This window comes from Rickettsiales endosymbiont of Stachyamoeba lipophora, from assembly GCF_003932735.1.
Classification (GTDB): domain Bacteria; phylum Pseudomonadota; class Alphaproteobacteria; order Rickettsiales; family 33-17; genus RICK01.
Genome location: NZ_CP033611.1, coordinates 334,448 through 354,702, shown reverse-complemented (window position 1 = coordinate 354,702; position 20,255 = coordinate 334,448). Strand labels below are relative to the sequence as shown.

Sequence of the window (20,255 nt, the reverse complement as noted above, 5' to 3'; positions counted from 1 at the left end):
GGTAAGATGAATATTAATCCATTTTTAGATTTTATAATTAGTATAGTTAGTATCTATAAATTTGGTTTAATTATAAATATTATCGTTAATTTGCTGGTTACTTTTGAAATTGTTAACCGTTACAATATTATTGTAAATAGAATAAGTTATGCGCTTGATAAGTTATATGAACCGGTGCTAAATAAATTGCGTAGTATTTTGCCGAATTTAGGGGTGGTGGATATTTCACCAATCCTGTTGTTTTTAATGCTTGATTTAACTAAAAGCATTATCATCAATTACTTATATGTATTTTAGCTATACTTAAAGCCATACAGGTATTTAAATCACCAAGAGGTCTAAACTTCTTGGTGATTATTTTTTTAAAGATAAGAATTATAAATATCGTTCATGTGAGCCGAATCTTCAACTAATTCAACTAATCCATTATAAACATTGTCCTCTACATCTTGCTGAGCAGTTTTAAGAAAATATATATGTGGGGCATTGAAAGTAGATTGATGAGCATGCATGTTAGGGCTATCAAAAAATAATGCTTCTTGAGCGGTAACAGTGCTATTATCAACATGAATTGCTTTATCAGTTTTAAATGAAATAACTTTTTCTGCTGCAGTGTTTGCATGATCAAGATTAATTTCTTGCTCATTTTTAACTGCCCAATTTCCTTTGGTATACAGATTACCAGAGAGGTTAAAGCCTAAATTATTGTTAGGACTAAAAAAGTCATTTTGAGTCATATGTTTATAAGCCATAGAGTTCTCCTGTGATTCAAGTTTATTAAATTTTGCTCTAATGTAACAAAAGTTAATAAAACCTTAAAAGGATTGGAGGGCTGTATCAAGCAGAAACTTAGGATAAAAATTAGTATTTTTCTCCTTGTTGCATAGCTTGGTTAGTAAATTTTGGCTATATTTATATTTTTTTAGTCAGCAAAATTATGTTGATGATCATGTTCATGTGAGTAAAGCGACATAACATTAGCGGCATCTCTGCCAAATAAATGTTGATAATTAACATTATTACTGATTTCAAGCGGCGTACCCATGCAGCAAATATGTTTGTTTAAGCATAATACTAAATTAGTTTGCTTCATCACAAAATGCAAATCATGTGAAACTAAGATAATACTTAAGTTAAATTGATCTTTAAGCTCATTCATTAATTTATAAAAATAGATCTGTCCTGGAGTATCCACTCCTTGGGTGGGTTCATCCAGAATTAATACATCTGGGCTTACTAGCATGCTGCGAGCTAGCATAATTTTTTGTAGTTCACCACCTGAAAGAGTGCTTAGTTGGTGGTCAAGTAGGTGGGTCACTCGGAAAATTTCTATTATTTTAGTAAATAAGTGGGTAGATTTGCTTAATTTACATTGAATTTTCAGAAAATTTCCTGCAGTTATAGGGATAATGGGGTTGGCAATAAATTTTTGTGGTACGTAACCAATTTTTAAATTTTTTTTAATATAAATTTGTCCGCTACTAGGCTTGATTAATCTAATGATTAGTTTAATTAGACTAGTTTTGCCGCTGCCATTAGGGCCAATAATTGTAATAATTTGATTGCTTTTTAATTCAAAATTAATATGTTCTAAAACAATCTTGTTATTCAATTTGAGGCCAACATCGTTTAAACTTAATAGGAGATTGTCGGTCATGAGTATTTTTTTTAAAAATTTTATTTTATCATTGTTTGTTATATTAACTATATTTAACACTTCGGCAAGCGCGCAAGCTTATGTTGGACCAAAAATTAAAATAATTACCACTATCAGGCCAATTGCAGGAATTGTACAAGATATTGCTAAGGAGTATGTGCAAGTTGATTATTTGGTTAGACCAAACCAAGACCCTCATAATTATACCTTATTAGTAGGAGACTTAAGAAGAATTACCGATTCAGATAAAATGATTATCGTAGGGGAGGAGTTTGAGCCTAACTTAGCTAAATATATAAAGGTTAAGCCCAGTGATAAGGTATTAAATTTAAGCAAAATTGAGAAAATAAAGCTGCTGGATCAGCGTCATGATTGTAAGGGACACCATCATGGTAAAAAACATGAGCATTCAGCAGATGGTCATTACTGGTTAGATGTGAGTAATGCGCAAATTATTGCAGAAGCTATTGCTCAAGTAATTATTAAGCAAATTCCAAACGCTGAACAAGCAATTAAAGCAAACTTGGCTGCTTTTAAGCAAGACTTAGAAGGGATTAAAGCAAACTTTGAACAAACTCACTTAAATAAAGATAAACAATATTTTATCACGCATGATTCTCTTCAATATTTAGAGAAGGATTTAGGACTAACTTTAGTTGATACACTTTTTTCTAATCATTATCAGCAAGTAAGCCTATCTAGAATCAAAAAATTAACTGATAAAGTTAAACAAAATAAGGTTAAATGTGCGTTAATGGAGGTAGAATTTAATACAAATAAAACTAATGAAATTTACAAAAAGATAGGACTAGTTCCAACATTGCTTGAAATGGAGAATGTTGAAATAAATAATCAAAAAAACTATATTTCTGAAAATTCTTATGTTAAAATGTTAAATAATGTCTTAACACGAATATCGGATTGTTTACTTTAATATGAAATTAGGGTTTGTATTATTAGCTGTTACAATTTTTATAATTCTAGTTTGGCTGATTTTAAAGGGTAATCGTAATAATACCTTGCTTGCCAGGCGTAAAACGAAACTGAAAAAATGGCATGATCAGTCAGATAATAGTTATAAAAAGCCGGTTACTCCTGAGTATCAGCTAATAAAGTTAAAAAATAGCCCAATAAAACAAGTATATAACCACAATTTTCATAATCCTGAAGCTAACCTTCATGAATATGGGATTGATGATGAGGCAAGTATAGTAGGACTAGCAGAAGATGTTGGTCACTTTACTAAGCTAATTAGACATCAGCGTGGATTTTTATTCAAATTGCTTAACTTTGGCAGTAAAGGGTTTTGGGTTAATTTGGTTACAGCAACTCGTAGTAGTAAAGATATCAATCGCGGAATATAGGTAAAAACAATGGTTAAAAAATTTTCTGTTCCTTGTATTTTTGGTAATCAAACGTCACCATTTACTATATATATAGGTAACCCGGAAGGTACGCATCATCCATTGCATTTTCAGGCTGATTGGCTTTCAAAAGAACGAGGAGGCCAAATTCCACCTGAAGTAATGGACAGTATCGGTAAATTAAAAGATTTAGCTGAAAAGAACGGTGTATCCTTTGAGGATTTATGTGTATATGCCATTAGTAGTGGTCAAGAGGAAGAAGGTGCTCCAGAAGGGCAGGAATAGTGGTTTTTTAATCTTTCATCAAAATGAGGATTAAATAACATGATGGCAAACAAAAATACTACTTATCTACCATTAGAAGATGCAAATTCATCTTCGGCAGCTTTAGCTGAAAAAATGGTTAAAAGTCTAAATATGACATTAAGTACGCTTCTTAGTGAGGAAGACATTGATGAAATTTTATATAGTGATGATCAATCATTATTAACGCAAGTTGGATCATCAGCTGGTTCGTCTGTATCGCCATCTTTCGGCAGGCAAAGTAGTAAAGTTGAGCTTATTGCGCAGAGATTGCATGCAAGCCTTACTGACGAAGAATTTGCAGATATGGTAGTTAGCGCCAAGCTAGCAAGTGAGATTAAACAGGCAAAGGCTTCTAGTGCTGTTCAACAGCCTTCTGTTGATGTTCATTCACCTATTACGACTTAAGACAGCCTTGATGCTATATTGCGTAGACAAAATAAACTAACCCAACTGCTGGGCAAAGATTATTTAGAACAAAATGCTCCTAAAAGTCCTTCATTCAAAACTAAGATAAAAGAGTTGTTTGCCCGTAAGCCTAAGGGGCATCATTCTGAATTGGTTTCTTCACCGCGTTCTGCTAGCACAAGCTTGCAATTGCCTACATCTAGTCCAGAGTTAATATCGTTATCTCCTAGAGACCCTAGAGTGAGCTCTCTTGCTCAGATACTTAATTCTCCAAGAGAACCAAATTTAAGAAGTAGATCAGCATCAAATGCTACTCAAGTTACTCCAAGAAGTAGATCAACCTCTAGAGCTGCTCAAGCGAGCCCAAGAGGTAGGTCTTCATCTTTTGTATCAAAAACTCAAGATCCATCTTCTTCTCTAACAAAGTAGTAGGATAGTTGTTAACTTAGCTTGGTTTCTTTCTGGACTTAAGGCTTTACTAAGCTTTAAGTCCTTTTTTGTTATTGTAATTGATACTTTGTAAGCTAAAAATAATTTTCTAATGGCTTGAATTTGCATAGTTTATAGTGCTTATTATTTTTGTTTAGATTTGGTAGAAGGGTATCTATAAAGATCACTATTGCTTTAAGGTAAGGCAGTTACTTAGGTTCCTGGCTGGGGCGCTTGAATTGCTCTAGATATTAATAGAAATTAAATCCACTTTCTTTATGAATTATATCAAATTAAAACGCAAAATAATCAAAGAATGAAATAGCTTGTGCTAAAGCCGTAAGGAAAGCAGCGCAGCTGTATAATCTTATGCTAAATAAAAAAAAATAAAGCATCAAAAGAACATAAAAAGCAATTTTGTTGCAAGGACGATCGCTATTGTCAATTGCTTATAAAAAAGGATATATTTTTAAAATATATCCTTAAGCCAAAAGCTTTTAAAAGTCTCTAAAAGGGCATTTAAATATAATGTTGTTTTGATTGATATCACAGCGAAATCCGTAAAAAGTCTAAAAACGACATATTTTTAAGAGTCAAGGCGTTATAGATAAGAAGAGCTTATAAGCTAAGTATAAATGATAGAAAAAGCCGTTTTTATTCAATATTTATTTTATATATGTAACTTTTATTGGTTGACGCCTGTAAACGCTTTAGTTTGGTAAAATTTTGTTCGAATTAAAGCTCTTATTATATTCATAGACTTACTAAAGGCAGGTATAATAGGTATTAAAGGCGCCGTATTATTCTGAACAAATTATATATATTAGATTTGCTTTTGTATTAAAACAGATACTAAATAATAGCAATGCGGGTGTCTAAACTAATTATTACAAGAAAATATTTTTTGCGCTGTTTGTAATATGTGGCGCAAAAAATAGAGCTAAGCAATTTTTTAGTTAATGGAAGTTAAATTATTCCAGTCCTACAATTGACTTAGCAAAATCCTGGGCGTTAAATGGACGTAAATCATCAATCTTTTCACCAACTCCAATAGCGCGAAGCTTTACATTATATTGCTTAGCCAGGCCGATTACTACTCCACCTTTAGCGGTGCCATCAAGTTTAGTAATAATCAGGCCGTTGATTTCAACAATCTTTTGAAATTCTTCAAGTTGCCTAAAAGCGTTTTGTCCGGTAGTACCATCTAGCACTAAAATAGTGTCATTAGGTGCATTAGGTTCTATTTTTTGAATTACCCGCTTTATTTTAGCAAGTTCTTCCATTAAATTGGTTTTGTTGTGTAGTCTACCGGCGGTATCAATAATGACCACGTCAAAGCCTTCATTCTTTGCTCGTTCTACTGCCTTGTAGGCAACGCTTGCTGGATCGCTTTCTGGTTCTTTGTGTTCTACTGGACAGTTTATTCTATTTGCCCAAGCGAGCAGTTGCTCAATTGCTGCAGCACGAAAAGTGTCGCAAGCTGCAAGTAATACTTTTTTGCCTTGTTGCTGATAATAATTAGCAAGCTTGGCGATGCTGGTGGTTTTACCATTGCCATTCACTCCACATACCATAATTACATGAGGATGTCCGGTGATGTTCAGTTCTTCAATCTTATCATCTAAAATATCTATAATAATATCTTTAAGTAGCAGCTTTACTTCTTCAATGCTGATATCTTGGTTATATTTTCTGCTAGCAAGTTCGTTAATAATAAAGTCGCTAGTTTTCACCCCTAAATCTGCTTGAATTAAAACTTCTTGTAACTCATCTAGGGTTTCTTGATCAAGCTTGCGATTTTTAAATACTTCTGTAATTTTGCTAGATATTTTATTAGAAGTAGCATTTAAGCCTTGCTTAATCCTGTTAAACCAACTGAGATTTTCTGTCATTATAATGTGCCAATTAAGTTGTTTTGATCTGTATCAGTAATTTTTACTTCAATAATTTTGCCAATTTGCTCATCAAGGTCAAAATTATTCAGCTTAACTGGTAAATAATTTTCAGTTTTAGAATTATTGCCTGCCTCAAGTAAAATTTTTTGAGTAGTACCTTTAAAATTAGTAAAAAATTGATTTAACTGTTTTTCACCAGCTTCCCGTAGCATACGTGCCCGTTCTTTTCTTATGTCCTTTGGTACTTGGCGATTGCTAGGAATTTTAGCAGCAGGAGTTCCTTCCCGTTCGGAGTAAGGAAATACATGCAGATGAGTAAGACCAGCCTCGCTGATTAATTTTAAGCTATTATCAAACATTTCTTCAGTTTCAGTGGGGAATCCGGCGATAATATCGGCGCCAAAGCTGGTTTCTGGTCGAATTTCTCTCATTAATTGAGTAAATTCTAAAACCTGTTCTCTAGTATGCCTTCTTTTCATGCGTTTTAAAATCATATTATCCCCAGCTTGTAAGCTAATATGAAAATGGGGCATTAATCTCTCATTGGTTTTATATAGCTGAATCAATTCATCGTCAATTTCAGCAACGTCAATTGAAGAAAGCCTAAGTCGTTTTAATTCTGGAGTTAAATTAAGTAACCTAGTTATCATTTGTCCTAGATTAGGTGTTCCAGGTAAATCTAGTCCGTAATCAGTTATATCTACCCCGGTTAACACTACTTCGTTATAACCTTGGTCAACTAATATTTTGATTTGTTGAACAATTTCACCCATAGGCACACTTCGTGAATTACCTCTGCCATAAGGGATAATGCAAAAAGTACAGCGATGATTGCAGCCATTTTGTACTTGAATAAAGCTCCGTGCTTTACCGTCAAAGCTGTTAATCATATGAGATGCAGTTTCGGTAACCGACATGATATCGTTTACAATAGCTTTTTCTGTAGTGTTATTAATATAAAAGCTGAGCTTCATTTTCTCTTCATTGCCCAATACTTGATCAACCTCAGGCATATTAACAAATTGCTGTGGATTGATTTGTGCGGCACATCCGGTAACAATTATTTTAGCTTTTGGGTGATTTCTGGCAATTTTACGAATAGATTGCTTTGCTTGCCTTTCAGCCTCTTTAGTTACAGCACAAGTATTAAACACAAAAACCTGAGATTCACTCTTAAGGGAATCTAGTTCATTGCGCATAACTTCGCTTTCATAAGCATTTAGGCGGCATCCAAAATTAATAACTTGATGTGATTCTTCCGACATATATAATAAAATAGATTGTTCAAATATTAGGTTATGTGAAGGAAATTTTATTAATAAAATTTAAAAAAATAAATTTGGTTTTCAAGTAGATTCTTATGGGATAATAAGCCCTATTTATAAAAAAATCTATATAGAAACTCAACTAATAAGAACAAATACAACTTAATAAAATTTCCTGCACACAACTTAATATATAAATAATTTAAAATAGCTTAAAAGTAAAGTTAGATTAACAATTTGGTTAATTAATAAGTTAAATAATTTAATAGGAACTAAAGTTAATCTCTCTTATTAAAATTGAACTTTTTGTCAATTGCTGTCTAAATAGAATTATTATATTAGCTGTTTAATTTATGAGGATTTAATACGCTATCGATCATATTAATTAAAGCTGCGCGTTTAAAAGGCTTATAGATACAAGATGCAGCCCCCAGAGATATTCCCATAGCAATATCTCGTTCGTTATGAGAGCCTGTTTGAAGGATTATAGGTATGGTAGTAAGTTTAGGATTATCTTTTATTTGTTGAAGTAGCTCAAGTCCATGGCAATCGAGCATCATTAAATCTAATAAAATTAAATTAACCTTACTGCCATGTTCATTTAAAATTTCCATTGCTTGACTTCCGCTCGCCGCTGCCATTAATTTATAGTCAGTGCCATCGAGAATCATCTCTACACTATCTATGCATATTTGTTCATCATCAACTAATAATATGGTTTTTGGCTGCATATGTTCAATAAAGGTATAATTTTAAACTAAATCTATTAGTGTTAAATTACACCTTTGATCAAATTATGCAATCTCTTTTTCGCGCAAAAGTTGGGTAAAATATTCTATTGATTGTGCTACTTCTTGTTTTTGTACGGCAGCATACTCAGAAGATAAGCGAGTAATGGCCATTTCGTAGATCATACGTTCACTATAGGAGCAATCAGGGTTTTCATTAACGTTCTTAAACAAATCTCTTACAACTTCTGCAGTGCCTTCTAAGTTGCCAGAATTTATTTTATTTTCATACTCTACAGCGCGTCTACTCCACATGCCTTTTTGGATCTTTGCCTTGCTGTTTAAAATCTCAAATATTCTATTGAATTCTTCTGCTGTTAGCACTGGTCTTAGGCCGCAAGCTGTCGCGCGATGTATAGGTACGCGAAGGGTCATTTTTTCCTTAGTAAATTCAACTACAAATACTTTGAGCTCAACACCCGCAATATTTTGAACTTCTTCAGCAATAATGTAACCAACCCCATGGGATGGATATACTACAGCATCATTTACTACGAAGCTAACCTTAACCATATTTTAATTCCTCTTAAAGCTTAAATGTGTATATAGTAGGTAATGGCGCCATTTCCCTATAAGTTGTTTGGATTATACCACAAAAATCGTATTTAAGAAAGCTAAAAATGTTAAAAAATTGTAAGTTGTAAAAGCACCATAATAAAATCTTTATTTGGAGGGTTTTAGTATAGGTAAATTAATAATATTTTTTGCTGTAAGAGCTAAATAAATTTTGTTAATAACTTATTAATAGCTAGCAGGTACTTTAAAATTGTGAGCCTTAAAGTACCTGATGTTTCAAGTTTAAACCAGTTAACTAAAATCCATAATTTCTAAGTGCTATAACTTCTTCACTCAGTAAGCTATCGGCAAGTGTTAAATCATCAGGGGTATCAACTGAAATAGGAGTATGTTGTACGACACTGATGTTAATATTCATCCCATGTTCTAAAGCTCTAAGTTGCTCCAATCTTTCATGTTGTTCAAGTTGAGAAACCGGAAGATTTACAAATTTCTCAAGTGCCGCTCTTCTATATCCATAAATGCCAATATGATGGTAATATTGAGTAGCATTATGAGGAACTAAATTACGTGAGAAATATAAAGCTTTAGCAAAACCTTGAGCTGTACTGCCAAATACTGGTTTAACTACACTTTCTTTTAAAGCTTCGCCGTAAGTGCAAGGACTGGCAACTGTAGCAATATCACAATTAGACTTTTCTAAAATTTCAACTGTTTTAATGATAATTTCAGGGTTGAAGTTAGGCATATCACCCTGAAGGTTAATAATATTAGTGAACCGTTCATGGCCTTCAATTGCAAGTAACCCTGCATAAACACGGTCAGTACCACTTGGTAAGTTAGGGTCAGTTATTACAGCCTTACCACCAAAGGAAGTAACAATACCTGCAATTTCTTCTGAGCAGCAGGCTACATAAACTTCGGCAACATTAGCACTCATTGCCCTTTCAAGTACATGTAAGATCATCTCACGGCCTGCAATTTTAAGCAGTGGCTTGTTGGGAAGCCTGGTGGCTGCAAGACGGGCGGGGATAATGATTACTGTATTATTTTTAATGCTCACTTTTCTTCCTTTATCTTTTAATTAAATTGCTTTATAAAGCTGTAACGAAATTTAAGACTAATTTAAGAAAATGCAATTTGAAATTTTAACCGTTCAATCTCATGAAGCAAATCAACGTATTGATAGATATCTACGTAAGACCTTACCTCATTTAAACCAAATTAATATTGAACAAGCTTTAAGAAAAGGTTTAATTAAGTTAAATGCAGCTAAAGTTGTAGCTAAAGATCATATAAAAGAAAATGATCAAATAGCAGTGGCTGAATTTTTGGCTAAAGAGGATGCAAGTAAACCGGTTAAATCAAAATTAAATCTGCCGGAGAAGAAGCTTAAGTTTTGGCTTGAACAAGTTCTTTATAAAGATAAAGATATTATTATTATTAATAAGCCGATTGGCGTAGCAGTCCAAGGTGGTACGGGCATTACTCAATCAATTGATGATTTACTTGAAATTTATCAAGAAGGTTATCCGGAGAGACCTAAATTAGTACATAGACTTGATAAAGAAACCAGTGGGGTGCTAATTTTAGCTAGAACCCGTGAAGTAGCAACCAACCTCACCCAGTTATTTAAAGCTAAAGAAGTTCAAAAAGTTTACTTAGCCGTGGTAGTAGGAGATATAAGAGGTAGTGGTTTTATTAAGCAGCCAATTATTGATAAAGAAACCGGCCAGTCTAAAGCTGCGCATACCGAATATCAAGTGTTAGATTATCTTAAAGGCTGCATAAGCTTAGTAGAATTTATGCCGTCAACTGGAAGAAAACATCAATTAAGAATTCATGCCGCACATAGCTTAGATGCGCCAATACTTGCAGATTTCGAGTATGGTAGAGAGCTGGCATATGTAGAAGGCTTTGGCAATAAACTCCATTTACATGCAAGAAAAATAGCTTTTAGTTTAAATGGCAAGCAAATTGAAGTTACAGCTCCCTTGCCTGATCATTTTAAAGAAACTTTCCGAATAGCAGGCTTTAATTACGAAAATAATTAAGTTTTTGCGCTTAATGCTAACGCCGCTTGTTAGGCACAACAAGTGAACCATAGATGGTACCGACAATTCTTCTCCTTTATTTTAAAAGGTTAATTAATTAACTTTTCGTTTGTAAATTTAAACCCCTCATGTTATTGTTAATAAATTAACTAATCTTTGTTAGTTATTTAAAATGGATAATCAAAGGGAGAATTATTATGGTTACAAGCACCATGAAAGATTACGCTAAAAATTTAAAAATTCAATATGATGCTATTTACAAACAAGCTTCAAATGTAACTAAATCTATTCCAGAAAGTTTAATTTTTGAGAAGGGTAAGGCTATAGCTTCTAGTAGAAATAAAGTGCTAATCGAAGCTAACAGCCCAGCTCAAAGTGCAGTTGAAGATTATAGAGATATGAAAAGATTTAATGGATATTTAATGGATGCGCTGAAAGGTTGGATGGGAATATTACCTCCTGTTAGTGCATTTGCTGCTTCGCAAGCTTTTTATACAAATATCTCTAAACCATTAATAAATCTTGATAAAGAAATACAAGCACTTGGAAGAGAATATAGAGATGAAAAAGATGAAAGCAAAAAGAAAGAGCTATTAACTAACATTCAGTCTAAGAAAAATCAGTATAATAATTATAGTAAGAAATTTGCCAGCTTTATAGAAATTTTTTCTGGTAACAAAGCTGCTATAGAGCGTTTAACTACACTTCAAAATCAAATCAAATATGCTGAGAAAGAATTATCTGAAGCAAAAAAATCTAGGAATGCTGAACATATTTCAAAAGCTGATGAAAACTTAAGCAAATTAAAAGCTGAGTTTGAGAAAGGTGAAAAAGCTTTAGGAGTAGCCTTTAAAGATGTGTTTGGCAAGGTTGCAACAAATGCCGTAACCTTTGCTGCTGGCAACTTAATCAGCTCAACTGCATCTTTTATTAAAAATACTGCTGTACTTGGTGGTGTTAAAATGAAAGCAAATTTAGGTAAGTTATTTGCTTTGGTAATTACATTGACTGCCAATGTAATGGATTTAGTTTCTAATATTGCTAAATTTGTTAGTAAGGGTGCTTATAAAGCCATTACTTTCCCAGGAACAGCATTAAAGGCGTTAGGTAATACTATTGCTAAGGGAATTGAAGCTGGTAGAAGAGGTTTAAAAGGTTATGTTGCAAAAGAAGAGATTGAGCGTTTAGCAAAGCTTGAAGCAAAACTTGAGAAGAGCTTACAAGGCCAGGGCCTAATTGAGCCTCCGGTAAAAGCTGTAACTAGCTTGAAGCAACAAATATCATATGTGCCAGTCACAGAAAAGGATGCTAAGATTAAAACTTTTACTAATAGTAAGGTTGTAGAAAGAAATAGCCATAAAGGAATTAATCGTTCCAAGCATTTTAGGGTCGAGATGACTAAGACATCAGGTGATCTGGATCATTTAAATCTTCCTAAAGGTAAAGTAGCTAAAGTACAACAAAAGTTAGAAAAGACAATTAATCAAGGCCATGGTAATGTAAAGGTTACTAAGGGCTATATTATAGAGCATGCAGCAAAAGTAAAAGCACAACAAGCTGCAACTGCAAATAAAGGCCCATCTAAATAACTTTTTATCTTAGATAAAAACCTTCCGAATAAAGGACTTGTATAATTTTACAGGTCCTTTGGATTACAATACTTGTATATTATCCAGCTATCTAGCCCTTTCTCCTGCCTGCTGTAAATTTTTTCATTTTTCCTACTTGTTTAGCCATGCTGCATTACAAATACAAAGGTTAATTTATTGATTCAAAGGGAGAATAAAAATGGTAAAAAAGGAAAGTCATAATAAAGTATAAAAAAAATGGTTATAATGGCTAAAACGGGTTTATTCGGTGAGATAAGGTTTGCAGATAAAAAACTTCTTACTAATCCATAAACCTTACCTTAAGTAAAGCACAAGACGCTAAAAAGCTTGGTGATAAATATGTAGTAGACCCAGCTTTAACTAAAGCTGGTGGCGTTGTGCATAAATTATCTGAAGGGTTAATTAAGGCTGATCAAGCTATGCATGCTCGTACTCAAAAAGCCTTGACACCTACTACCCAAGGTCAAGTTGGAGGAAGGGTATAGCTTAAACTCTATCTAGCCATCTCGCCGTTTTTGCGTAAAAACATACCGGCTAAGAATAAGGATCCGCACAGTAAAATTCTGGCGGGTCCTGGCTCTTTTGAAATCTTCTCTACTGCTTCTTCCAGGCTTTCGCAAGCTTCAGCAGGAATTCCCATAGCCGCAACTTTTTCAGCAAGTACTTCGGATTTATAGCTGGATGCTTCATCTTCTACATATACAGTAAAAGCTTTGGTAATGCTTGGGGCTAAAAATTGGAGGAGGGATGGTACATCACGATTTCTGGTAATGCCTAAAATGGCGTATAATGGTTTGGGATCTTGCTGCTGTAATTCATATGCCCACACGCCTAAAATTTGGCCGCCACCTGGATTATGAGCACCATCTATCCAAACTTCCCAATCATCCGGTATTATTTGTCTTAAATTACCTGAAGTTATTTGTTGCAGTCTTCCCGGCCAGCTGGTTTTTTTGAGTCCCTCATTAATTTGTGCATAATTAATACCTAAATTAAGATTTAATATAGCCGTAATGGCAGCTGCGGCATTTAAATATTGATGATCTCCTTCAAGGCCGGGTTTTGCCATTTTAAATTCATGTGCATCGCTGACGTAATAAACGCCATCTTCTCTAAATGAAAGTCCGAAATCCTCACCGTGCATCGAGGTGGGGCAATTTATTTTGGCAGCTTGTTGAGATAAAGTTTCTATTACTTCCTCAGTTTGAGCGGCAACTATAGTAGGAAGATTTGGACGCATAATTCCTGATTTTTCAGTGGCAATCTTGCTAAGAGTATCTCCTAGAAATTCCATATGATCATAAGAAATTGAAGCAATAACATTTATTAATTTATTTTCAACCATGTTGGTTGCATCAAGCCTGCCACCCATTCCGGTTTCCATAATTAAAAAGTCAGCTGGATGTTCAGAAAAGGCAAGAAAAGCTGCAGCTGTAGTGCCTTCAAAAAAAGTAACTTGTTTACCGCTTGCCATTTCTGCAAGACGGGTACGTTCCATAATATTATATAAATATTCATCGGAAATTTCTTTTCCCGCAAGTACTATACGCTCATTAAACCTAACAATATGAGGAGAAATATAAGTATGTACACTATATCCGGCTGTTTCTAATATATAACGAATATATGATAAAGTTGATCCCTTACCATTGGTACCTGATACATGAATTGCAGGTGGCATTTTAAGATGTGGGTTGTCCAAAGCATTTAAAAGAGGAGCAATCCTTTCAAATCCAAACTGAATTCTGTTGTACCAAAAGGGTTTTGGCCAATGAGGCATTCTTACCATGCATTCTTCCGAAATTAATTATTGTTAAATATTATTAATAAATCATTTGCATAATTTGGTAAATTGAATTATAAAGTTTGTATAAAAAATAGTTATTTTAACTTTTTATGCTGTATAAATTAATTTCACAAAAAGATTGAATTAATAAAAAGTTTACACGAAAAGTAAATTTTTTATCAAATTTATATTGCAAATTATGAAACGAGCATTATATTAAACAAAAAATAGTTAATGGAGTATCAACGTGAAAGTTTTGATAATTGAAGACGATAGACCCACTGCGATGTCGTTGCAGCTTCTCCTGGAATCTGATGGGATTAAATATGATACCGCTCATTTAGGTGAAGAAGGTTTGCAAATTAGTAAAGTATATAATGGTAACTATGATCTAATTATTTTAGATCTTATGCTTCCAGATATTAATGGTTATGAAGTATTATTAAGGCTTCGTAATAATAAAATTAAAACTCCTGTTATGATCCTTTCTGGCCTTACTAATTCTGAGCAAAAAGTTAAAGGTTTTGGTTTCGGTGCAGATGATTATGTTACTAAACCATTTGATCGTAGTGAGCTTCTTGCTCGTATCCATGCAATTGTACGTAGATCAAAAGGTTATTCAGAATCAGTAATTAGATTTGACCAAGTAGCAATCAATATTGATACCAGAACAGTGGAAGTTAACAGCCAGCCACTCCATCTTACTAGCAAAGAATATGCAATTCTTGAATTGCTTGCTATGCGCAAAGGTACAGTTCTTACTAAAGAAATGTTCTTAAATCATCTTTATGGTGGTATTGATGAGCCTGAACTCAAAATTATTGATGTGTTTGTATGTAAGCTTCGTAAGAAACTTTCAGATGCAGCAGGTGGTAGAAATTATATTGAAACCGTTTGGGGCCGTGGTTACATGCTTCGTGAGAATCCAGTAGATGCTGATCCGATTGAAAATGTAATGGATGATGCTGTAGCAAACTAGTTTTTGTTGTTATTTACCTATATACTTATTAAAAATCCTGCAATAAATTTGCAGGATTTTTTTTATTGTTTAAGGATTAGTTTTGCTCCCAATTAATTGAGGGCTAAATTTAAATCTGTTTTAGTTTAGAGCTAGCCTATTTATAATCTTCTGAGCAATCTGTATATTTAAATCGTTAAAATTAATTTTAGGATGAAATTCTTGATTACCATAATTATATATGTTTTTTATTAATTCTAAGTCTTCAAGCTCTTTATAAAATCTTTTATGTTTCGGAGAGCTAAGTTGAGGCGCATCAAAATAATATACGGGCTTATTAAGAGTTATAGCCTCACTTAACATTGCAATTGAGTCGGTGGTTACAATGATTTCATCAGCATAATAAAGATAAGCATTGTAAGGATTTAAAATATTATTGTTGTTTGGTTCAAAAAGTTCATAATCTGAACAAATGCTCTGCTTAAGGACGCTGGTTTGGCTGGTTCCTGTTCTTCTACTAGTGGTAATTAGATAGTGAATCTTGCTGTCTTGATTAATAGCATCTAGCATATTGGCTAGGGACCTGGTAGCCTCAACGGTAAGTTCGCCTTGTTTATGCTTGCCACCCACTAAAACCGCTATTTTACGTTTTTGAATTAAATTAAGATTAGGGAATTGAGCAGCTTCACCTTTAAGCTTAGCATCGTTGATAATAGTGGGGGTACCTAGAGTAGGGATAATTTTATTTTTATAAAACCAATTGCGCAAATTATCATGCTTAGGAATTAATAATAAATCTGTATGGTGGGCTATACTTCCTGGCCACATTAATTGTAGCCACTTGCAATCATAAATGTTTTTAATGCCAAGTGCTACAGAGGCTAGCTTTCTGCCAGCTGCAATAATTAAATCAGGTTTATGTTTTAACTCTAATACTTCTTTTTTGTTAGCTATATGATAAAATTTGGGCATAATTCCTAAAATGTTAGGTACTATATTTAGAGAGTTGTAATCTACTTTCTTAATTTCAATGTTGCTTGGAATCTCTCTAGCAATTAGTTCTGCAACGCTTAATGCTTGTTTGTTATTGCCTGCCCGATTATCTTGCAGCACTAAAATGTTTACCATATTATCCTCTAAAGCCTTGGGCTACTAAATACATTTCTGCAGAATCTTTACGGCTTGCATCTGGTTTGAAATGTTTTACTATTTCAAAAGTGTGTTTTATTTTAGTTAATAGTTCTTGTTCAGTGCCACCTCTTAGTACTTTTACTACTACGCTACCACCATGATTAAGATATTTATAGGCAAAATCAAAGACCATTTCGCATAATACTATAATTCTATCATGATCTACTTGAGAATTACCACACGCAGGGGATGCCATATCGCTTAAGATTACATCAGCTTTTCTGCCATGCATTTGCTCTATAAGTTGCTCGTAAACCTCTAAATCATTAAAATCACCTAAAATGATAGTAGCATCAGCCATAGGTTCCATCGGTTGGAGGTCTATTCCAATAATATGTGAAGAAGGGGTTTTTGAAGGATTTAGTGATTTTGCAGCTACTTGAGTCCAGCCTCCTGGGGCAGCACCAAGATCAATAACAAGCTGCCCAGGGTGTAACAACCCAAATTTTTCATTAATTTGAATTAATTTATAAGCCGCGCGTGATCTATATCCATCTATTTTGGCTTGCTGTACAAACGGATCATTTAGCTGCCTTTCAAGCCAGCGAGTTGAAGATAATTTTCTTCCTTTAGCCGTTTTAACTTTAACTTTTTGGTTTCTACTATTTAAATTTGCCATAACTTTAATTTATTTCATTCTCTAAAAGGTGTTTAAGTTTTAGTCCCGTTATCTTTTCCAGTAAACTATTTTGACTAAGTCTATCTGTTAAATGCTTGAAATTTACTTTATCTAATTCTTGGTCTTGTTTGTAACAAGAATAGACATAATATTTTTCCTGGGTATTAGGGTCAATATGTTCTTGTAGACATTGAGCACAAACTTTTTTCATCATACATTGCATTGGTGAATTAATACGCGCTATTGCAGTATGTGCTTGTTGCAAATAAGGTTTAAGTCTGTTGTTGATCTCATGGGCTACACCGCCCATCATTTGGCTAGATCCAATTACTATTATATGCTCTATATCTTCCAATTTTATATGAACGTTAGGTGTTTTACTATAACTAATCAGCCCATTAATAATATTTTGATTGTAGCTATAATCCCCTTCTCTAGTAATTATAATCTGCTGTTGATCGCAACACCAAACCATCGTGTCACTCATCTCATTAAGATTGCCGGGAAGATAAACTTCACTTGCTTGTTTATATCCGGCAAAGAATAATACCTGGCATCCATTTTCTTTAAGTGCTTTAGCTAGAGAAAATAAAACGACATTACCAAAGCCATTACCAATTAGTAATACTTTTTTGTTTTTTGGAATTTCAGTTGGGCTACCTGTAGGGCCCATTAGTATTACACGTTCATTGGGCTGTAAAAATTTGCATAATTTAGAAGATCCTTGAGTTTCAAAAATGATAAGAGAAATTAATCCTTTTGTTTTATCCACTATAGTTCCGCTAAGTGCTAGCCCTTCCATTAGCAAAGTTTGCTCTTTTGTTTTAAGTGCATTTTTAGAATAATTTTGTAGCCTAAAAAATTGGCCAGGTTTAAAGTTTTCTGCTGCCGACTTTGATTCAACAATTAATTCCACAATATTTGAGGTAATAAAATTTATTTTCTTTACACGGCTTAGTAGGTGGCTAGTAACTTTGCTAAAAAAGTCAGGATCTGAATATGAAGTAACTTTGGCTAATTGAGCAGTAATAAAGGGATAAGCATGCTTGCTGCTAGCCATAGCTTTAACTACATTACCAGCAAAAGAAGGATGGGCATCTCCTAAGAAGCTCATACTCGTTTGATCTGAGTTAATTTCGCTGAAAATATCATTCTTGTGCGGTGCGTTTATTGTTTTAGAATCAGCTTCTTTAAAATCATTGGTTATCGTTCTAAAATATCCTTGCTGGTCAAGATAAAATTCATTTTCAAACTCATGAGCGATAGTAGTGTTAGGGTTAGTGCCAATTGCGAGTAAAACAGTTCGTGCATTAAGATTAATTTCTTTGCCATGTTGTATAATGGAAATTTTGTCTACTGCACCAAATTTATCGGTATGAAGTTTAAGAGGAATAACATTTATAGCAAATTTAATACCCTGTTCAAAAGCTAGTGATACTTCTTCATGATTAAATCTATAGCTTGGAGCGTCCTTTAGTTCTTGGCGATATAGGATAGTAACACCACCTAAATCCTCACGAATAATGCGGTTAATTTCCTTTGTAGGCTTCTTTTTAAATAGCTTATAATGAGTAAGATATTCATCTAAAATAGATTGTTCTTCTTCGTTTAAGCTGGCTCTAATTTGTGCCTCAGTATGAATTTTGCATAAATCATAAAATCTTTTTACTGTACGGTTAACTAATTTAGAATAATAAAACAGGCTTTCTGTTGCGGTATCAATAGCAGTTAAACCCCCGCCAATTACTATAATCGGTAGCCTTAAGCTTAGGTTGGTAAGCAGCTTATCATTAAATGCACCACTAAGTTGTAAAGACATTAAAAAATCAGAAGCTGTTCGTACACCCTTAGCTAAGATATTAGGTATGGTTAATATATTTGGTCGCCCCGCTCCTACACATAAGGCAATATGATGGAAACTAAGATCGAATGCTTGGCTTTTGGTGATGTTGCTTCCAAATCTTACACCTCCGTATAGTCGAAAATTTCGATGCCGTTCAAGTAATAACCTAATGATTGTTAAATTATTCTTATCCCACCGTGAAGTGATGCCGTATTCTGCTACTCCTCCAAAACCTGCTGGAATCCTGGTATCTAAATCTTCTGTAATATCACTAATTTTATGGATTGGCCTAAAATTATGAAGTTTACCATCTAAATCTATGCCGCTTAAATCATGATCCAATCCCTCTATTTTTAATCCATCAATACCAACTACATTATGACCTTCTTGTAATAAATGATATGAGAGGTTGAAACCAGCTGGCCCCATACCAACTACTAAAACATTTTTATTGGTATTAATGTGGGGTAAAGGGCGAGTAAAATTTAAAGGATTCCATCTGCTGAGTAATGAATAAATTTCAAAACCATATTCCAGATTTAAAACATCTTTTAATATACTGCTCTCAATTTGTGGAATATCTACAGGATTTTGTTTTTGATATATGCAAGCCTTCATGCAATCATTGCATATTCTGTGCCCGGTTGCTGCAATTAGAGGATTGTCGATCATTGCTACAGCTAAGGAAGAAAGATTAAATCCAAGATTTTTTAAATAATTCATCTCGGAAATTTTTTGACCCAGTGGGCAACCGGCCAGCGGTATATTAAGTTCATTTATCTTAAAATGATTTTCTTTATCTTTTAATCCTTTAGAGCATGAATCTTTATCTTGATTATGACAGTAAATACAATAATGGATTTGATCTAGCACATATTCTTTGCTTCCACCCTGGTCTTGTAAGCTGAACCCATATCTATTATTTTTTTTTGCTTCAGTGCTGTATAAGTAATCCACATCATTGGTATGGAGTGTATGGGTTACTAAGTGATTATAGTCTATCTTTTTAGGCAGGAAATAGACGATATTATCAAATTTTTTAGGATTGTTTTTTAAAATTTCTGCTACAATTATCTCAGCAGATGCTAGTTCTTGTGAGTATTGTTCAGGAGAGCTAAGCCACGAATTAACTACTTGCGCAAAAGCTAAAATATCTTCAATATTAACAATATTACTTAAATAATTTTTAGCTTGAGTAATATTTTCTAAAGCTAAGTTGATTTGAGTTAATTTACGAGAAACAATTTTTTGAACAAAGGTACGCTTGAAAATAAACAAGGGTTCTAAGGTTGTAAAAGATTGTGAAAGTGCAGCTAGTTGATTACTTATATTAAAAAGTTCCCCTAAAAATTGTTCGACTACTGGACTAAGTGTAATAATGAGATTGGAAAATTCTTTAGAAGAAATAGCTTGATTTTTAGCATAAAGATTTCTGGTATGAACTAGATTATTTGCAAGTTCAGGGTGTATATTGTTTAAGTAGCCAATAAATAGGGTATCAATTTTATTTAAGCCAGAAAGATCATATAGATCTTGGAAAGTAAGCCCAAATCCTAAATTTAGTGTCAT

General features: G+C 33.5%; 20 protein-coding genes. 9 read left to right on the top strand and 11 right to left on the bottom strand.

Annotated elements, in window-relative coordinates:
• Positions 1-6 precede the first annotated feature (6 nt).
• Positions 7-297 carry a YggT family protein gene (locus EF513_RS01555; RefSeq protein ID WP_125215661.1) on the top strand — a complete coding sequence of 97 codons (291 nt, stop codon included), beginning with the start codon at positions 7-9 and terminating at the stop codon, positions 295-297.
• Positions 298-362: 65 nt separating this feature from the next.
• On the opposite strand, the gene EF513_RS01550 is transcribed toward EF513_RS01555, so the two are convergent.
• Both EF513_RS01550 and EF513_RS01545 read right to left on the bottom strand, forming a co-directional pair.
• Complete coding sequence (locus EF513_RS01550) at positions 363-752, bottom strand: hypothetical protein (protein WP_125215660.1); 390 nt, start codon at positions 750-752, stop codon at positions 363-365.
• A gap of 170 nt (positions 753-922) precedes the next feature.
• On the bottom strand, positions 923-1,657 hold the full coding sequence (locus EF513_RS01545) for a metal ABC transporter ATP-binding protein (RefSeq protein ID WP_125215659.1): 735 nt from the start codon (positions 1,655-1,657) through the stop codon (positions 923-925).
• Between EF513_RS01545 and EF513_RS01540 the strand changes: the two genes are divergently transcribed.
• Genes EF513_RS01540 through EF513_RS01520 form a run of 5 tightly spaced genes read left to right on the top strand, consistent with a single transcriptional unit; the run spans position 1,656 to position 4,161 of the window.
• Complete coding sequence (locus EF513_RS01540) at positions 1,656-2,591, top strand: metal ABC transporter substrate-binding protein (RefSeq protein WP_125215658.1); 936 nt, start codon at positions 1,656-1,658, stop codon at positions 2,589-2,591. The genes EF513_RS01545 and EF513_RS01540 overlap by 2 nt on opposite strands.
• Position 2,592: 1 nt before the next feature.
• Positions 2,593-3,021, top strand: a complete 429-nt coding sequence (locus EF513_RS01535) for a hypothetical protein (protein WP_125215657.1) — start codon at positions 2,593-2,595, stop codon at positions 3,019-3,021.
• A 9-nt stretch (positions 3,022-3,030) separates the two neighbouring features.
• Entirely contained in the window at positions 3,031-3,306 is a 276-nt protein-coding gene (locus EF513_RS01530; protein WP_125215656.1) for a DUF2610 domain-containing protein, read from the top strand.
• A 39-nt stretch (positions 3,307-3,345) separates the two neighbouring features.
• The gene (locus EF513_RS01525) at positions 3,346-3,732 is read left to right on the top strand and encodes a hypothetical protein (RefSeq protein ID WP_125215655.1); all 387 of its coding nucleotides are present in this window, start codon (positions 3,346-3,348) and stop codon (positions 3,730-3,732) included.
• Positions 3,733-3,750: 18 nt separating this feature from the next.
• Positions 3,751-4,161, top strand: coding sequence for a hypothetical protein (locus EF513_RS01520; RefSeq protein ID WP_125215654.1), 411 nt, complete (start codon positions 3,751-3,753; stop codon positions 4,159-4,161).
• A 971-nt stretch (positions 4,162-5,132) separates the two neighbouring features.
• Here EF513_RS01520 and ftsY read toward each other — a convergent pair.
• The 5 genes from ftsY to EF513_RS01495 all read right to left on the bottom strand — a co-directional run bounded on the left by ftsY (position 5,133) and on the right by EF513_RS01495 (position 9,688).
• The gene (gene ftsY / locus EF513_RS01515) at positions 5,133-6,053 is read right to left on the bottom strand and encodes a signal recognition particle-docking protein FtsY (RefSeq protein ID WP_125215653.1); all 921 of its coding nucleotides are present in this window, start codon (positions 6,051-6,053) and stop codon (positions 5,133-5,135) included.
• Complete coding sequence (mtaB, locus tag EF513_RS01510) at positions 6,053-7,321, bottom strand: tRNA (N(6)-L-threonylcarbamoyladenosine(37)-C(2))-methylthiotransferase MtaB (protein WP_125215652.1); 1,269 nt, start codon at positions 7,319-7,321, stop codon at positions 6,053-6,055. The genes ftsY and mtaB overlap by 1 nt, the downstream gene beginning before the upstream one ends.
• A gap of 338 nt (positions 7,322-7,659) precedes the next feature.
• Positions 7,660-8,052 carry a response regulator gene (locus tag EF513_RS01505; RefSeq protein WP_125215651.1) on the bottom strand — a complete coding sequence of 131 codons (393 nt, stop codon included), beginning with the start codon at positions 8,050-8,052 and terminating at the stop codon, positions 7,660-7,662.
• A 63-nt stretch (positions 8,053-8,115) separates the two neighbouring features.
• Positions 8,116-8,622: a CarD family transcriptional regulator gene (locus EF513_RS01500; protein WP_125215650.1), complete on the bottom strand. Its 507-nt coding sequence runs from the start codon at positions 8,620-8,622 to the stop codon at positions 8,116-8,118.
• Between the two features lie 298 nt (positions 8,623-8,920).
• On the bottom strand, positions 8,921-9,688 hold the full coding sequence (locus EF513_RS01495) for a 3-deoxy-manno-octulosonate cytidylyltransferase (RefSeq protein ID WP_206425207.1): 768 nt from the start codon (positions 9,686-9,688) through the stop codon (positions 8,921-8,923).
• A 70-nt stretch (positions 9,689-9,758) separates the two neighbouring features.
• Between EF513_RS01495 and EF513_RS01490 the strand changes: the two genes are divergently transcribed.
• Together EF513_RS01490 and EF513_RS01485 are read left to right on the top strand one after the other, a co-directional pair.
• Positions 9,759-10,679, top strand: coding sequence for an RluA family pseudouridine synthase (locus EF513_RS01490; protein ID WP_125215649.1), 921 nt, complete (start codon positions 9,759-9,761; stop codon positions 10,677-10,679).
• A gap of 197 nt (positions 10,680-10,876) precedes the next feature.
• Positions 10,877-12,268, top strand: a complete 1,392-nt coding sequence (locus EF513_RS01485; protein ID WP_125215648.1) for a hypothetical protein — start codon at positions 10,877-10,879, stop codon at positions 12,266-12,268.
• Between the two features lie 514 nt (positions 12,269-12,782).
• Here the strand turns inward: EF513_RS01485 and EF513_RS01480 are convergent.
• The gene (locus EF513_RS01480; protein ID WP_125215647.1) at positions 12,783-14,078 is read right to left on the bottom strand and encodes a bifunctional folylpolyglutamate synthase/dihydrofolate synthase; all 1,296 of its coding nucleotides are present in this window, start codon (positions 14,076-14,078) and stop codon (positions 12,783-12,785) included.
• 244 nt (positions 14,079-14,322) lie between these two features.
• Here EF513_RS01480 and ctrA point away from each other — a divergent pair, with 244 nt between their 5' ends.
• The gene (gene ctrA, locus EF513_RS01475; protein WP_125215646.1) at positions 14,323-15,054 is read left to right on the top strand and encodes a response regulator transcription factor CtrA; all 732 of its coding nucleotides are present in this window, start codon (positions 14,323-14,325) and stop codon (positions 15,052-15,054) included.
• A 120-nt stretch (positions 15,055-15,174) separates the two neighbouring features.
• Here the strand turns inward: ctrA and EF513_RS01470 are convergent, their stop codons facing one another.
• The 3 genes from EF513_RS01470 to EF513_RS01460 are packed head-to-tail and all read right to left on the bottom strand — an operon-like array spanning position 15,175 to position 20,255.
• Entirely contained in the window at positions 15,175-16,161 is a 987-nt protein-coding gene (locus tag EF513_RS01470) for an ELM1/GtrOC1 family putative glycosyltransferase (protein ID WP_125215645.1), read from the bottom strand.
• A gap of 1 nt (position 16,162) precedes the next feature.
• Positions 16,163-16,843 carry an RlmE family RNA methyltransferase gene (locus tag EF513_RS01465; RefSeq protein ID WP_125215644.1) on the bottom strand — a complete coding sequence of 227 codons (681 nt, stop codon included), beginning with the start codon at positions 16,841-16,843 and terminating at the stop codon, positions 16,163-16,165.
• A gap of 4 nt (positions 16,844-16,847) precedes the next feature.
• Positions 16,848-20,255: an FAD-dependent oxidoreductase gene (locus EF513_RS01460; protein WP_125215643.1), complete on the bottom strand. Its 3,408-nt coding sequence runs from the start codon at positions 20,253-20,255 to the stop codon at positions 16,848-16,850.